Source organism: Actinacidiphila acididurans (assembly GCF_016918855.1).
Classification (GTDB): Bacteria; Actinomycetota; Actinomycetes; order Streptomycetales; family Streptomycetaceae; genus Actinacidiphila; species Actinacidiphila acididurans.
In genome coordinates this window covers 103,072-117,612 of record NZ_JADKYB010000005.1, presented here as the reverse complement: position 1 = coordinate 117,612, position 14,541 = coordinate 103,072, and the positions used below count along the sequence as shown (strand labels likewise).

Annotated in this window: 10 protein-coding genes; 4 read left to right on the top strand and 6 right to left on the bottom strand. The window is 74.3% G+C overall.

The window, feature by feature from the left end; all coding sequences use genetic code 11:
- Positions 1-93 precede the first annotated feature (93 nt).
- The 5 genes from ITX44_RS10730 to ITX44_RS10710 form a co-directional block, all read right to left on the bottom strand.
- Complete coding sequence (locus ITX44_RS10730; RefSeq protein ID WP_205356883.1) at positions 94-1,128, bottom strand: DivIVA domain-containing protein; 1,035 nt, start codon at positions 1,126-1,128, stop codon at positions 94-96.
- A gap of 295 nt (positions 1,129-1,423) precedes the next feature.
- Positions 1,424-3,937, bottom strand: coding sequence for an SUKH-4 family immunity protein (locus ITX44_RS10725; protein WP_205356882.1), 2,514 nt, complete (start codon positions 3,935-3,937; stop codon positions 1,424-1,426).
- A gap of 7 nt (positions 3,938-3,944) precedes the next feature.
- On the bottom strand, positions 3,945-4,961 hold the full coding sequence (locus ITX44_RS10720) for an HNH endonuclease (RefSeq protein WP_205356881.1): 1,017 nt from the start codon (positions 4,959-4,961) through the stop codon (positions 3,945-3,947).
- A gap of 384 nt (positions 4,962-5,345) precedes the next feature.
- Positions 5,346-6,080: a hypothetical protein gene (locus ITX44_RS10715; RefSeq protein ID WP_205356880.1), complete on the bottom strand. Its 735-nt coding sequence runs from the start codon at positions 6,078-6,080 to the stop codon at positions 5,346-5,348.
- A 208-nt stretch (positions 6,081-6,288) separates the two neighbouring features.
- Positions 6,289-7,164: a sensor domain-containing protein gene (locus tag ITX44_RS10710; protein ID WP_205356879.1), complete on the bottom strand. Its 876-nt coding sequence runs from the start codon at positions 7,162-7,164 to the stop codon at positions 6,289-6,291.
- Positions 7,165-7,477: 313 nt separating this feature from the next.
- Here ITX44_RS10710 and ITX44_RS10705 point away from each other — a divergent pair, with 313 nt between their 5' ends.
- Positions 7,478-7,987: a YwqJ-related putative deaminase gene (locus ITX44_RS10705; protein ID WP_205356878.1), complete on the top strand. Its 510-nt coding sequence runs from the start codon at positions 7,478-7,480 to the stop codon at positions 7,985-7,987.
- A gap of 76 nt (positions 7,988-8,063) precedes the next feature.
- Positions 8,064-8,549: an SUKH-3 domain-containing protein gene (locus tag ITX44_RS10700; protein ID WP_205356877.1), complete on the top strand. Its 486-nt coding sequence runs from the start codon at positions 8,064-8,066 to the stop codon at positions 8,547-8,549.
- Between the two features lie 58 nt (positions 8,550-8,607).
- Here ITX44_RS10700 and ITX44_RS10695 read toward each other — a convergent pair whose 3' ends face one another.
- Entirely contained in the window at positions 8,608-10,266 is a 1,659-nt protein-coding gene (locus ITX44_RS10695; RefSeq protein WP_236060378.1) for an MFS transporter, read from the bottom strand.
- A 493-nt stretch (positions 10,267-10,759) separates the two neighbouring features.
- On the opposite strand from ITX44_RS10695, the gene ITX44_RS10690 reads away from it, so the two are divergent.
- Both ITX44_RS10690 and ITX44_RS10685 read left to right on the top strand, forming a co-directional pair.
- Positions 10,760-11,569, top strand: a complete 810-nt coding sequence (locus tag ITX44_RS10690) for an ABC transporter ATP-binding protein (protein ID WP_372440889.1) — start codon at positions 10,760-10,762, stop codon at positions 11,567-11,569.
- Complete coding sequence (locus ITX44_RS10685; protein ID WP_205356875.1) at positions 11,566-14,139, top strand: ABC transporter permease; 2,574 nt, start codon at positions 11,566-11,568, stop codon at positions 14,137-14,139. The genes ITX44_RS10690 and ITX44_RS10685 overlap by 4 nt, the downstream gene beginning before the upstream one ends.
- Positions 14,140-14,541: the final 402 nt, after the last annotated feature.

The following is a 14,541-nucleotide window of genomic DNA, read 5'->3' as shown; positions in this document are numbered from 1 at the left end:
GCGCCCGGCGGCAGTGCGTCACTGCGGCTCGAACTGTTCCGGGAGGCCGGTCGCTCGGGCGTCAAGTGCTGCCGGGAAGCCCGGCGCCACGCGTCACTGCGACTCGGGCTGTTCCGGGAGGCCGGTCGCTCGGGGTTGGGGAGGCTCGGTGGCCGCGGGGCGCCGGGGCTCGGCGGGGGGCTGGAGGGCGTCAGGGGCGTCGGAGGCGGCCGGGACGGCCTGGCCTTCCGGGGCGGGGAGGCCGCGGCCGGTCAGGGCGGCCAGGGTGGCGCGGATGTGGGCGAGGTGGGCCCGGATCTCGTCGCGGTGCTGCTCGTGCTCGCGCAGGGCTCGTTCGGCGTCCCGGCGAACCCGGTCCTCGTGCAGCCGGGCCTGGGCGAGCATGGCCGCGGCGCGCGCCTCGGCGTCGGCCTGCTGGGCGCGCTGGGACTCCTCGGCCTCGGCCCGTTCACGGTGCGCCGACTCCAGCCGCCGTTCGGCGTCCCCGAGCAGGCCGGCCAGGCCGCCCTCCACCCCGGCCTCGCGCTCGGCGAGTTCGCGCTCCAGCCTTTCCAGCCGCTCGCGCCGCGCTGCGTCCGCCTCGGCCGTCTCCCGCTCCGCGGCGCCGCGTACCGCCTCCACGGTGCGTTCGGCCTCGCCGCGCACCGCGTCGGCCTCGGCGCGGGCCTCGGCCAGGATCTCCGCGGCCCGCGCGCACGCCTGGTCCAGCAGCTGTTCGGCGTGTTCCTCGGCGGCGCGCAGCCGGTCCGTGGCCGCCGCCCGCGCCTCGTCCTGGAGGGTGCGCCGCGCGGTCTCGGCGGCGTCCCGCGCGTACTGCGCCTCCGCCTCCGCGCGTTCGCGGACCGCGACGGCCTCCTCCTCGACCAGCCGCAGCAGTTCGGCCGCGCCCGGGCCCAGTTGCTCGAACGCGGCCGCGCCCAGCGCCTCCACCTGTTCGCGCAGCGCCGTCAGCTCGGCGTCCATCTCGTTGGCCAGGACGGTCAGCCGCGCGGCCCGCTCCCACGCCGCATCGCGGTCCTCGGACAGCTCGTCCAGGAAGCGGTCCACCTGCTCGGGCCGGTAACCGCGGCCCCGAACCACTTCGAACCCTGCGCCATGCGCCGCCGACGCTGTGGTGTTGCTGCTCATCGCCTCTGCCCCTCGCCTCGCGGGCCGCTTCGAGTCGTGGCCGTACGGCCGCCGCGGTGATCGCCGTGCGTGCTCCCTATTTTTGGCTTATGCCCGAATTGTACGGGCGCCGACACTCCGACCTGTCTCCTACCCGGAAAACCCCGCGGCCGTGTCCGGGGGCCCGTGTGCTCCCTCACGTCGGGCGTATCCGATGCCGGCAGCGGCGGCCTCCCCGTGGCCCGACACGGCGGAGGGCCGGGCGGGGAAACGAATCCCCGCCCGGCCCTCCGAACGGCAGACGACCTGCGAACCGCTACAGCAGCCCGTCCCACATCTGCTCGATCAGCACTGCCCACCAGTGGTCCGGCGAGGCGATCGCCGCCGGGTCCTGCGCGGCCAACTGGGCCTGGAAGTCGACAGTCCAGCGCCCGGCCTGCTCGGGCGTCAGCCCGATCCGCAGCCGCCACATCCGCCCCAGCAGTGCCAGGCAGCGGGCGAACTCCGGCAGGCTGGAGTTGACGAACTGCGGCGGCACCGGCTGCCCGCCGGGACCGGCCTCCAGCGGCACCGCGACGATGTGCGCGGTGCCGTACTGCACGCAGAGCTGGCGCCCGAAGTCATTGCCCATGACCAGGTACGAGCCCGCGTCGGCGGCCGGCCGCACCCCGCGCTGCGCGGCGAGTTCGGCCAGCGTCGGCACCGGCTGGCCGGGCTGCGCCTGCGCCCAGAAGAACGGCCCGCAGTCCAGCGGCAGTCCGGACCACATCAGCGTCTGCGCCACGATGTCGGGCACGCCCTGCCGGGACACCGCCCGCTGGTCGAACCGGAAGATCCCCTGCGGCCCGAACGCCGCCGCCAGTTCCTGCCCGATCACGTCCAGGCCCACCGGCGGCACCCTCATCACCGTGTGCGGGTCCGGCATCGGCACCCGCTGCGGCTGCGGCCGGGCCGGCGCGCCGGCCACCTGGTGCAGCTCGCCCTGGTGGGTCAGCAGATGCTGCACGCCCTGCCGCCGCCCCGCGTGGTCGCGGCCGTACGGCGCGGTGTGGCTGATCCGCACCTGCGGCCAGGTCTCCCGGATCATGCGGGCGCAGTACCCGCCGGGCAGGTCGCACGGCTCCAGCTCGGTGTGCAGCTCCAGCACCTGCTCCGGGCGCACGTTCAGCGATCGCAGCTCGTGCAGGATCTGCCACTCCGGATGCGGGGTGCCCGGCGCCGAACGCCGTATGAGCTGCTGCTCACTGCCGTCCTGGCCCCGGTAGCGCAGCACCGCCATGTATCCCGGGCCCACCGTCGGCACGCCGCCCGGCTGCGGATAGCCGTACCCCGGCGGCGGAACCGCCCCGGCGCCGGGCGGCGGCGCCGCGGGTCCGGCCAGCATGGTCGCCGCGTAGTGCGGGTTGCCGGCGCCGGGCGGGGGCGTGCCGGCACCGGGGGGTGGCGGCACGGGAGCTCCGGGCGCGCCGGGTGCTCCTGGGGCGCCGGGGGGTGGTACGGCGGGGCCGGCGAGCATGGTGGCGGCGTAGTGGGGGTTGCCCGCGCCCGGTCCGGGCGGCGGCGGGGTGTTTCCACCGGGCGGCGGCACCGGAGCGCCAGGGCCCGGCGGAGGGGGTACGGGTGCGCCGGGAGGCGGCGTGCCGGGTCCCGGGGGCGGTACGGGTGCTCCTGGGGCTCCGGGTGCTCCTGGGGGTGGTACAGCGGGGCCGGCGAGCATGGTGGCGGCGTAGTGGGGGTTGCCCGCGCCCGGTCCGGGGGGCGGCGGGGTGTTCCCGCCGGGGGGCGGCACCGGAGCACCGGGCGGGGGAGGGGCGTCCGGGCTGCGCCGGGGCTGCCCGGTACGCGGCGGGACACCGCGCGGCGGCGCCTTGGCCGTCTCCAGGTCCGCCAAATCGGCGGCTCCGGGCGCGCCCGGTACGGCCGGGGTGTCGGGGCCCGGCGGCGGCAGTTGTACGGCCGGTCCGGCCGGCGGCGGGTATTCGGAGCCGCCGATGGTGTGCGGCACCCCGGGCCGGGGCGCGGCGGGCGGCGGCGTGCCCGGCCCCTGGTGCGGCGGGGGCGCGATCACCGTTCTCGGCAACTGGCTGCCGCCGGGCAGCAGTTCGGTCTTCGCCTCGGCGCCCGGCGGGATGTCCTCCGGCTCGTCGTCCGCCCCCGTGATCGGCGGCGCGAACACGGTCGCGGGCACCGCGACGGACTGCCCCTCACCCGAGTCGGTCACCGTCTTGCCGGCCCAGCCGCCGCCGGACGGTGCGGGCGCACCCGCGGGCGTACCCATGGACGCACGGGGCGGCGCATCCGAAAGGGCGGTCGGCACCGCGGAGTCGGCGGGTTCCGCCGCCGAGGCGGGCGACACGGGCGGCAAGGAGGGCGACGACGCGTCGGACGGCACCGAGGACGAGGACGAGGACGAGGAGGACGACGGGGAAGCGGGCGGTGACGAGGACCCGCGGCGGTCCGGGATGCCCATCCGGTCGGCCGCGTCCTGCAGCCATTGCGGCGGACTCAGCAGGAAGGACGTCGCCTCCAGGTCGATGCGCTGCGGCGGCTCCGGCACCGCGTCGCTGGGCGCGGGGCCGTACTCCTCCTCGTAACGGCGGATCAGTTCGCCGATGGGCAGGCCCGGCCAGAGGGTGGCCTCGCCGCTGTCCCGGGCGATGATCACCCGGACCGAGCCGCCGTCGGAGGTCGGCCCGCCGTCGCGGCCCTCGGACCAGACCACGAAGCCCGACTCGAACTCGCGGACCCGGATCTCGCGGATCTCGTAGCCGGACACCCCGCCGTTGATCCAGCGTTCGGCCCGCTCCTGCGCCTGCGCGAAAGTCACCACGGTCTGCTCACCCCTCCACGGACACCGGTACGGCCACGGCGAAGCCGCCGTCCACCATCAGCCCCGCCACCGTCTCCAGCTCCGGCGGGTTGCCGGCCAGCCGCAGCAGGAAGTCGTCCAGCGAGTCGCCGCAGGGCAGCAGCAGTTCGGCCACCCGGTCGGCGGGGGCGGCCCAGCGGTCGCCGTCGCGCACGTCGTCGTAGGCGCAGAACCACACCGAGCCGCCGCGCTCGCCCTTCACCTTCACCGCCAGCACGCCGCCCTGGGCGTAGGCGATGGCCAGGTAGTCCTTGGTGAGGTGGTCGCGCAGGCACTTGTTGACGTACACGAGGTCGTTGACCGCGGCGTCCTCGCGGACGGTGAAGAACGGCTGGTCGATGAGCAGCCCGAGCTCCGGGTCCAGGGCGACGCCCTTGGGCGCGCAGCCGCCGGCCGCCTTCAGGAAGGCACGGTAGGCGCCGGGCAGCCGGTACCCCAGCTCCTCCTCGACCTCGCGCACCTGTGTCTCGGTCACCGACAGCGGGTCCTTCGGCAGTCCGAAGTGCACCGGCCGGGTCTCCTGGAGCGGCCGGGTGCCGCGCTTGTCGTGGTCGGCCGAGGAGCTGGCCAGCCCGCCGTGGTGCCGCAGCAGCGCCTTGACCTCGACGGGTATCAGCTCCAGCCGCCGGGTGCCGGCCACATGGTGCCAGGTCCAGCCGTGCGGGGTGGCGACCGGCGGCAGGCTGCCCCACAGCTCGTGGCCGGCCGCGTGCAGCGCCGCGTTGGCCGACACGTAGTCGGTCAGCCGCAGTTCGTCCACGCCGAAGCCCTCCGGCGGCTCGGCGATCTCCGCGGCCGCACGCGCGTAGGGCGAGAAGTCGGGGTAGCCGCGCTCGTCCACCCACACCCCGCGCGGATGACGGGCGGCCCGTACGGGGTCCGGGAAGTGCACGACCTGCCCGGCATAGGCCGCGTTGGGCGGCGCGGACTGTCCGTGGGCGCCGGGCCCGGGAGGTGCCCCCAGCCCCTGCCGGCCTGTCGTCATGGCGGTTGCCCCCTGCTGCGTCTGGCTGTTGACGTAAGCCTAGGGCCTGTCTTGTGGGCCGTGCCGGGCTCACGTGCCGTGGCACGCACGCTCTCCCCCTGCCTTCGGCGGGAGGTGCCCCCGGCGTTGTCGGTCGTCGGCGCAGCCCGCTGCGCTCTCTCCCCCTGGGCCTGGCGGCCCGGGCGGTGCCCCCACCCTCCGCCTTGCGATCTGGGGGCACCCCGGGCGAAGCCCGGGGGAGCACCAGACCCCGCTCGCTGATCCGGCCCGGCCCACAGGACAGGCCCCGGGGGTACGGCAACCCCGTTCCCCGCCCTGGCTGCGGTCCGGCCGGGTCAGCACGGTGTCGGCGCCGGGGCGCCGAACGGCGGGCCGGGCGGGCGGTCAGTGGCCGCCGGCCGTCGTGTGGAGCTTCGCGGCCTGGGCGAGGGGGATCGCCGGGCGCAGGGTGGCCGGCTGGTGGTCCTGACGGAGCGTCTCGTACGCGGCAATGGTGTCGCCCGTGCGCACCACCGTCACCAGGACGATGCCCTTCGCGCCGCCGGAGGTGTCGGCGACGGTGTACGCGACCTGCTGGTCGCCGAGGCGGGTGCCGCCGTCCGCGGCGGGCTGCACGCTGATGGTGCTGGTCGCGGTGCCCCTGGTGACGTGATAGTTGCGGCAGCCGCGCACCGCGGTGGTCAGCTCGTCCAGCACCGCTTTCGCCTCGCCGGGCCGGTAGGAGGCGATCAGCTCCAGCGAGATCGTCTTGGACGCCTGCGCCTTGGCCGCGGTGTCCGTCACCATTGCGCCGGCATACGCCTGCCGCGGGCGGGCGGGATGCGCGTTCCACTGGTCGGCGATCGGCCGGCACGCCGCCGGGGTCACCTGCTGCGCCCCGCCGAGCAGTTGGTCCGTGCTCGTCGCCGGCACCACTGTGACGCCGGGCACGTCCTTGCTGGTCAGCAGGGACCGGGTCAGGCCGGTGGCCGCGTCCTTGGGGTCGCCGCCGCCATTGCCGCTGCTTTTCCCGCCGCCCCCGCCGCATCCCGCGGCCAGGGCGAGAGCGGGCACCATGGCGGCGGCCACCAGCAGCGGCCGGCTACCGGTCAGTAGGCGACTGCGCGGACGTATCGGCATCGGCGTCCTCCCCGTGGTCGTGTACGGCGCCGCGCTGCGGCCCCGCGCCGCCGTGACCCGGCGGTCCGTCCCGGGACCACGCGGGCGACGGCCCGTTGCCGCGCGACTCTACGCCACCAGGGGCGCGCCGCCGCCTGTGCGGCCGCTCACCACGGTCGCGGCAATGGTGACGGGAGGGGTCCGCCGTTGCCGGGCGCCGGGCGACGGCTCAGCGCCGTCCCTGCGCCGCCCGCAATTTGGCGTCCTGGGCGCGGATCACGTCGCCGGGCACTTCGCCGGCCCGCCCGGCGGAGGTCACCGACAGGTAGGCGGTCACCGTGTTCCCGGTACGCACGACCGTCACCCGCGCCGCCCCGCGGGTGCCCGCCTGCTCGGTCAGCACGTACGACACCGCCTGGTCGCCCGCCGCCGGCGCGGCACCGGTGCCCACGGTGAACGGCGTCCTGGTGCCGTGGGGGTCGACCGCGGTGAACGAGCGGCATTCGGTGAGCGCGTCGCGGACGGAGGCGATCACCTTGGCCGCGTCGCCCGGTGCGTGGCTGGAGACCAGCATCTGGTTGACGGTGTCCACCCGCGTGGCGCCGGTGCGGTGGGCGAACGCCGCCCCGACCACCGCGACCCGGTGAATGTGCGGCCTGACGCTGGTCACGTCCGTCAGCGGCTGGCACTGCGACCGGTCCGTGGTGAGCCCGGCATTCCGGGACGAGTCGTCGGTGCGGGCCGGCGCGATCACCCAGCCGGGCACGTCCTTGGAGGTGACCAGGGCGGCCGCCAACTGAGTTCTGTTCAGCGCGCCACCATTGCCGCTCGTTGTGCCGGCGCCGCCCGGTGCCGGGGACGAAGCAGCGCCGGCCGTGCCCGGGTTCGGCCCGTCGGCCGCCGAGCCGCCGGCCCGGGCGCCGCCGCCCGAGGTGCAGGCCGCGGCGAGCAGAAGCGCGGGCAGCAGCAGGGCGGCGGCGCGTACCGTACGGGCGGCGGCCCGGGCCGCGGGGGCGGCAGGGGGCGGCGGAACGGCCGTACCGGATACGGGGATCGCGGCACGGCGGGCCGGGGCGGCGTACGGGCTGCGGGCGGGGTGGTGCATGCGGAACGTCCTCGGTCTGCGCGTCGGGGCCCCGCCGGGATGCGGGCCCGGCCCGTCCCTGCTTGCCGGGCCTGAGACGATCCTTCCGGTTCGTCCGGTGCCGGGGCAATCGCAGGCAGCCGCTGTACCACGATCGTGTGCACGCACTGTGGCCGCGCTGCCGACGTACCGTCACGCGACGGTGACATATCCCACACAGGATGGGCGGCCGGGCGCGTTCCGCTTTCCCATCGGACGGCGCGTTTGGCACTCTGATCGACGCACGGGGGAACGCCCGCTGCCCGCGGGCGGACGGAGGGACGCGACGGACACGATGACCACGACCACACCGCAGGGGCCGGCCGCCGACCCCAGGCTGAACTGGAGTTCCGCCCGGGACGGCGCGGGTGCGCCGGTCCTGCGGCACCGCAGGGACGGCATCCTGCCGGCGATCGCCGCCGCCCTGTCGGTGCGCGACGACGTACTCACCTGCACCGGCGCCAAGGGGGACCAGGCGCCCGAACTTCACCCGATCGTGCGGGATTTCCTTGATGCCCTTCCGGTCGCACAGCGTGAGCGGTTCACTGGACGTTGCCCCGAGCCGGTGCTCCTGTCCCGCCACCTGAGCGCCGTCGAGGCCAACCGCGGCAAGCGTGCCTCCCGCAAGCCGCTGACCAACGGCGAGGCCCGCAAGGCGCTGCGCGGCGCGAAGCTGACCGCCCGCCGGATACGCGAGGACGGCGACCCCGCGCACGGCACCTATGTGCCGCCCTGCCGCTCCTGCGCCCCGCTGCTGGCGCACTTCGGGGTGCGGGCGATCGACCCCGGCGCGGACCGGAAGTGACGTACGGGGACAGGAGCGCAGGGTGCCGGCACGTCTGTACGGGCGTACCCGATGAGCACGAGGACGTGAGGGCGTGATGGGGGGCACCACCCGGTTCCCGGTCGGCGTGGACGCGGCGCTGCGGGCGGCGGGCTGGCAGCCGGGCCGCTGGGACATCAAGCAGGCCGAGGAGTGGGCCGACCGGCTGCGCGCGTACGAGTCGCCCGGCGGGCACCGGCACGCCGTCTTCCCCGCCGCGGTGGAGGCGTGGGCGGAGTTCGGCGGCCTGGCCGTCCCGGCCGCCACCGGGCCGGGCCGGCAGATCGCGCCCAACGGCATCGTGATCGACCCGATCCGCGGCCTGCACCTGGCGCGTACCTTCGGCGACCTCGGCCGCGCCCTGGACACCGAGGTCGCCCCGCTGGGCGAGGAATCCGGCTCCGGCGCGCTGCTCGCCATCGACGCCGAGGGCCGCGTCTACGCCGTGGACCACACCGGCGACTGGTACGCCGGCCCCGACATCGACCGTGCCCTGGCCACCCTGATCGGCGGGGCCAAGCCGGTGCGCCTGACCACGGGCTGAGCCCGGGCGGTCCGTTCGGTACGGGTGCGGCCCGTGCCGCACGTGGCGGCCCGCGGGCTCAGGCGTCCGGTCCCGGGCCCTGCGTCCGGGCGGCCGGGTCCCCGTCCAGGGGCCGGTCCGGGCCGGCGGGCTGCGGCTGATCGTGGCGCCGGGCCGGTTCGTCCTGGGCGATGACCGGGAAGCGGCGAGGGGCCAGCAGGGCGAGCACCGCGACCGCGAAGAGGGCGGCCACGGCGGCGCCGACGAAGACGTGGTCGACGGCCGCGGAGACCGCGTGCCGGGCGGCGTCGGACAGCACGGTGCCGCCCAGGTCGTCGAGGGAGGCCCCGGAACCGCCCAGCCGGTGCGCCAGCGTGGCGTTGGCCACCGCGCCGAACAGGGCGGCGCCCACGCTCTGCCCGACCTGGCGGCAGAACAGGATCGAGGACGTCGCGGTGGCCCGCTCGGACCAGCCCACGCTGGACTGCACGCCCACGATCAGCGGCAACTGGAACAGGCCCAGCACCATGCCGAGCACCAGCATCAGGCCGGCCGGCTGCCAGCCGGGCCCGGCGTACGGCAGCAGTTGGAAGCCCGCCAGCACCAAGGCGGCGCAGGAGACGCCGATCAGCGCGCAGTTGCGGAAGCCGATGCGCAGGTAGACGCGCGGCGAGAGTGCCGCGGAGATCGGCCAGCTCAGCGTCATGGTGGACAGCACGAAGCCGGCCGCGATCGGCCCGAGCCCGAGGACGTCCTGCGCGTAGGTCGGCAGGAAGACGGTCGGGGCCACCATCAGCACGCCCAGCGCCGCCATCGCCAGGTTCACCGAGGCGATCTGGCGGCGCCGCCACACCCAGCCCGGGATCACCGGCTCCGCAGCGCGCTGCTCGACCGCCACCGTGACCGCTCCCGCGAGCACGCTGCCCGCCAGCAGGCCCGCCGACGGCCAGGACAGCCAGGGCCAGGCCACCCCGCCCTGCACGAGCGCGAACAGCAGCAGGCCGCCGGTCACGAACAGCCCCGCCGCGCCCGCCCAGTCCACCCGTGGCCGCTCGCGCACGCCGTCCCGTACGCCGGCCTTCGCCCGTACGCCGTCGCCTTCACCGTCCCGCGCGCCGTCGTCCGCCGTCCGTCGGCGGTCCGAGTGCGGCCGGATCTCGGTGAGGTGACGCAGGATCAGGGCCAGCGCCGCCGCGCCGATCGGCACGTTGACCAGGAAGATCCAGCGCCAGTCGGCGTATCCGGCGAGGAAGCCGCCGAGGAGTGGGCCGGCCACGGCGGCGGTGGCCCACACCGAGGACAGCGCGGCCTGGATCCGGCCGCGTTCGCGCAGCCCGTACAGGTCGGCGGCGATGGTCTGCACCGTGCCCTGGATCGCGCCGCCGCCCAGGCCCTGGACCACGCGGAAGGCGATCAGGGCGGCCATGTTCCAGGCGCCGGCGCACAGCACCGAGCCGACCAGGAACAGCGTGATCCCGGTGATCAGCACCGGCTTGCGGCCGAAGGAGTCGGCGAGCTTCCCGTACACCGGCAGCGCCACTGTGACGGCCAGCAGGTAGCCGGAGAACAGCCAGGAGAAGAGCGAGAAGCCGCCGAGGTCGCCCACGATCTGCGGTACCGCGGTGGAGATCACCGTGGAGTCCAGTGCGGCCAGTGCCATGGCGAGCATCAGGGCCGCCACGACCGGGCCCCTGCGGGTCGTGCCCGTCATCGCCCCTCCCCCTGAAGTACCGGACATTCCCGATGAAGTAGTGCTGAATCGGGCCGGTTCGTCCGCGGGAGAAGCCGTGCGGGCCACCCCTGCCCACCCGATACCTTCGCACGTCAGCGCGCCGGTGTCGGCACCCGGTCCCCGGCGGCGGCCCGACCCCGACCTCCGGTATGAGTCCCAGGTATCGGACCCCTAGGGGGAGTGACCTACCTACGGCGCCCCCCGATTCGTACCGGCGGATGACGATCCGGGCTTACGCGATCCCTACCTTCATAGAGCGGGGGGAGCGCGGCCCACCACCGGACGCGGGGGTGGGGAAAGCCCCACCCCTTGACGGAGACCTGCCCCATCGTGACGGGCCGTGGGCTCCGGCAGGCTCGTACGTACCGAGGCACCCCGCGCCACGGGGAGACCGGCGGCCACCGGCGATCGGCTGACGATCACCGGCGAAGACCACCGAAGACCAGCCAGGTTCGCCCAGGTTCACCGAAATGAAACGGAGACAGCAGTGACAACGCCAGTGACGGTTCCCAGGGCCGGGGGCAGCGGAGAACGTTCGGCGATTGCCGCGGCGGGCCGGGCGGTGACCAAGGCGTACGGCAGCGGCGAGACCCGGGTGGTCGCCCTGGACGCGGTGGACGTCGACATCGCCCGCGGCCGGTTCACCGCGATCATGGGCCCCTCGGGCTCCGGCAAGTCCACCCTGATGCACTGCCTGGCCGGCCTGGACACGGTGACCGGGGGCCGGATCTGGATCGGCGACACCGAGATCACCACACTGAAGGACAAGAAGCTCACCCGACTGCGCCGGGACAAGATCGGCTTCATCTTCCAGTCGTTCAACCTGCTGCCCACCCTGAACGCGGCGGAGAACATCACGCTGCCGATGGACATCGCCGGCCGCAAGGTCGACCGCGACTGGCTGGACCGCGTGGTGGAGACGGTGGGCCTGGCCGGCCGGCTCAAGCACCGTCCGACCCAGCTCTCCGGCGGCCAGCAGCAGCGGGTGGCCGTGGCGCGGGCCCTGGCCGCCCGGCCGGAGATCATCTTCGGTGACGAGCCGACCGGAAACCTCGACTCCCGGGCCGGTGCCGAGGTGCTGGGCTTCCTGCGCCGCTCGGTGGACGACCTCGGCCAGACCATCGTGATGGTCACCCACGACCCGGTCGCCGCCTCCTACGCCGACCGCGTCCTGTACCTCGCGGACGGCAGGATCGTCGACGAGATGCTCGCCCCCACCGCGGACGCCGTCCTGGAACGTATGCTGCGATTCTCGGGGGGCGACCCCCGGACCCCCGAGACCTTCGACGGTCGCGGGAGGACGTCGTGACCGTCCTGAAGACCTCGCTGCGCAACTTCTTCGCGCACAAGGGCCGCATGGCCCTCTCCATGATCGCGGTGCTGCTGTCGGTGGCATTTGTCTGCGGCACCCTGGTGTTCACCGACACCATGACGGCGACTTTCGACAAGCTCTTCGGCTCCACCGCCTCCGACGTCACCATCAGCGCGCCGAAGGTGGACGACGCCCAGCACACCGGCATCCCGGACACCGTGCCGGCCTCGCTGCAGAAGACGCTGGTCCACGTACGCGGCGTCGCCTCGTCCTACCCCGACGTCACCAGCCAGGATGTCACCGTCGCGGACGCGCGGAACAAGAGCATCAGCCCGTCCTCCGGCGCCCCCACCATCGTCAGCAACTGGGACCCGACCGAGACCAAGGCCGTCGAGATCACCTCCGGTCACGTCCCGGCGAACGGTTCGCAGGCCGTGCTCGACAAGGACACCGCCGACAAGCACCACCTGAAGATCGGCGACACCCTGCGGATCATCGCCGAGCCCGGCGACTTCAAGGTCACCGTCTCCGGCATCGCCACCTTCCGGACCACCAACCCGGGCGCGGCCGTCGTCTACATCGACACCGCCACCGCCCAGACCCGACTGCTCGGCACCACCGGCGCCTACACCGGGTTCGGGCTGTCCGCCGCCAAGGGCGTCAGCGACGAGCAGCTCAAGGCCGACGTCAAGGCGGCCATCGGCGGGCACTACACGATCGACACGGCCGCCGAGACCAAGAAGAAGAACCAGGACGACGTCGGCGGTTTCCTGAACTTCATGAAGTACGCCATGCTCGGCTTCGCCGGCATCTCCGTCCTGGTCGGCGTCTTCCTCATCGTCAACACCTTCTCGATGCTGGTCGCCCAGCGCACCCGCGAGATCGGGCTGATGCGGGCGCTCGGCTCCAGCCGCCGCCAGGTCAACCGGTCGGTGCTGTTCGAGGCGGTGCTGCTCGGCGTGACCGGCTCGGTGCTCGGCATCGGCGGCGGCGTGGGGCTGGCCGTCGGCCTGATGAAGCTGATGGGCAACGTCGGCATGAAGCTGGACACCTCCCAGCTCACGATCAAGGTCACCACCCCGGTGGTGGGCCTGCTCATCGGTGTGGTCGTCACCGTGCTCTCGGCGTGGATCCCGGCCCGGCGGGCCTCGAGGATCTCCCCGATGGCGGCGCTGCGCGACTCGGGCACCCCCGCCGACGGCCGGGCGGGCCGGATCCGGGCCGCGATCGGCGTCCTGGTGGGCGCGGCCGGTGTCCTCGCCCTGGTCGGCGCGGCCAACACGGACAAGGCGTCCTCGGGTGGCGGCCTGCTGGGCCTGGGCGTGCTGCTGACGCTGATCGGCTTTGTGATCGTCGGACCGCTGCTGGCCGGTGTGATCGTCCGAGCGGTGAGCGCGGTGGTGCTGCGGCTGTTCGGCCCGGTCGGCCGGCTCGCCGAGCGCAACGCGCTGCGCAACCCGCGCCGTACCGGAGCAACCGCCTCCGCGCTGATGATCGGCCTGGCCCTGGTGGCCGGCATGTCGGTGGTCGGCTCCTCGATGGTGGCCTCCGCCGACGACCAGCTCGACAAGTCGGTCGGCGCGGACTTCATCATCCAGTCCGGCTCCGGCGACATGCCGCTCACCCCGGCCGCGATCACGTCGCTGAAGGCAGTGCGCTCCTCCGGCGCCGTCGAGCGGTTCACCGACTACACCATCGTGAGCACCCGGATCGTGACCCCGACCGGGACGGTCACCGAGCGGATCAGCGCCGCCGACCCCTCGTACACCCAGGACCTGCGGCTGAACACCACCCAGGGCCGGCTCGCCGACGCCTACCGGCCGAACGCGATGTCGGTGCCGGCGGCCTTCGCCAAGGACCACCACATCGCGCTCGGCGACACCCTCACGGTGACCCCGGTCTCCGGCCGGACCGCGCACCTGAAGGTCGCGGCGATCACCAGCGACGACACCGCCATCGAGAACGGCACGCTGTTCACCGGCATCGCCACCGCCCGGCAGTACCTGCCGGCCGGCAAGATGCCCGGGGACTTCCTGCTCTTCGCCAAGGCGGCGAGCGGCCAGCAGGACCGCGCGTACACCGCGCTCAAGGCGGCGGTCGCCGACTACCCGCAGGTCAAGGTGCGTAACCAGGCCGACTACAAGTCGCTGATCCACAAGCAGGTCAACCAGCTGCTGTACATGATCGACGGCCTGCTGGGCCTGGCGATCATCGTGGCGATCCTGGGCGTGATCAACACCCTGGCGCTGTCGGTGGTCGAGCGCACCCGGGAGATCGGTCTGCTGCGGGCGATCGGGATGTCGCGGCGGCAGATGCGGCGGATGATCCGGCTGGAGTCGGTGGTGATCGCGCTCTTCGGCGCGCTCGTCGGCCTGGGGCTGGGCCTGGGCTGGGGCTCCACCGCCCAGCAGGTGCTGGCCTCCCAGGGGCTCGGCATCCTGCGGGTGCCCTGGGCCACGATCGTCTCGGTGTTCATCGGCTCGGCCGTGGTCGGCCTGTTGGCGGCCCTGTTGCCGGCCTTCCGGGCCGGTCGGATGAACGTACTGAACGCGATCGCCACGGATTGACTCTTACCTGGCAGGTCTGCTCGGGGGCGACACCTTCGGATGCCGTTTCCGTCCAGGCCCGCCGCGCGGGGCCGGAACCCCGCGTGTGCCTCCCCCTGCCGCGGCCCCGGAGCGCAGCCACTGCGCGCCGGGGCCGCGGTGTGCGTACGCGATACGTAACGGGGCGTATACGCCACGGGGGGCCCGTACCCAGCCGTGCGCCCCGTACGCCGCGGTGCCGCGTACGGATACCGGCGGTACGTCGTAGGCTGGTGGAACACCCGGCCCGTGACACGTGTCGGGCGGTTCGCGTTGCCCGTACGGCGGCGCGACACCGGGTGATCACGCCCGGCGACCACGCGCAGCGGTACGGCGGTGACGCCTCGCGCACCGAACGTGCCGCCGCGCCTGCCGACGCACACG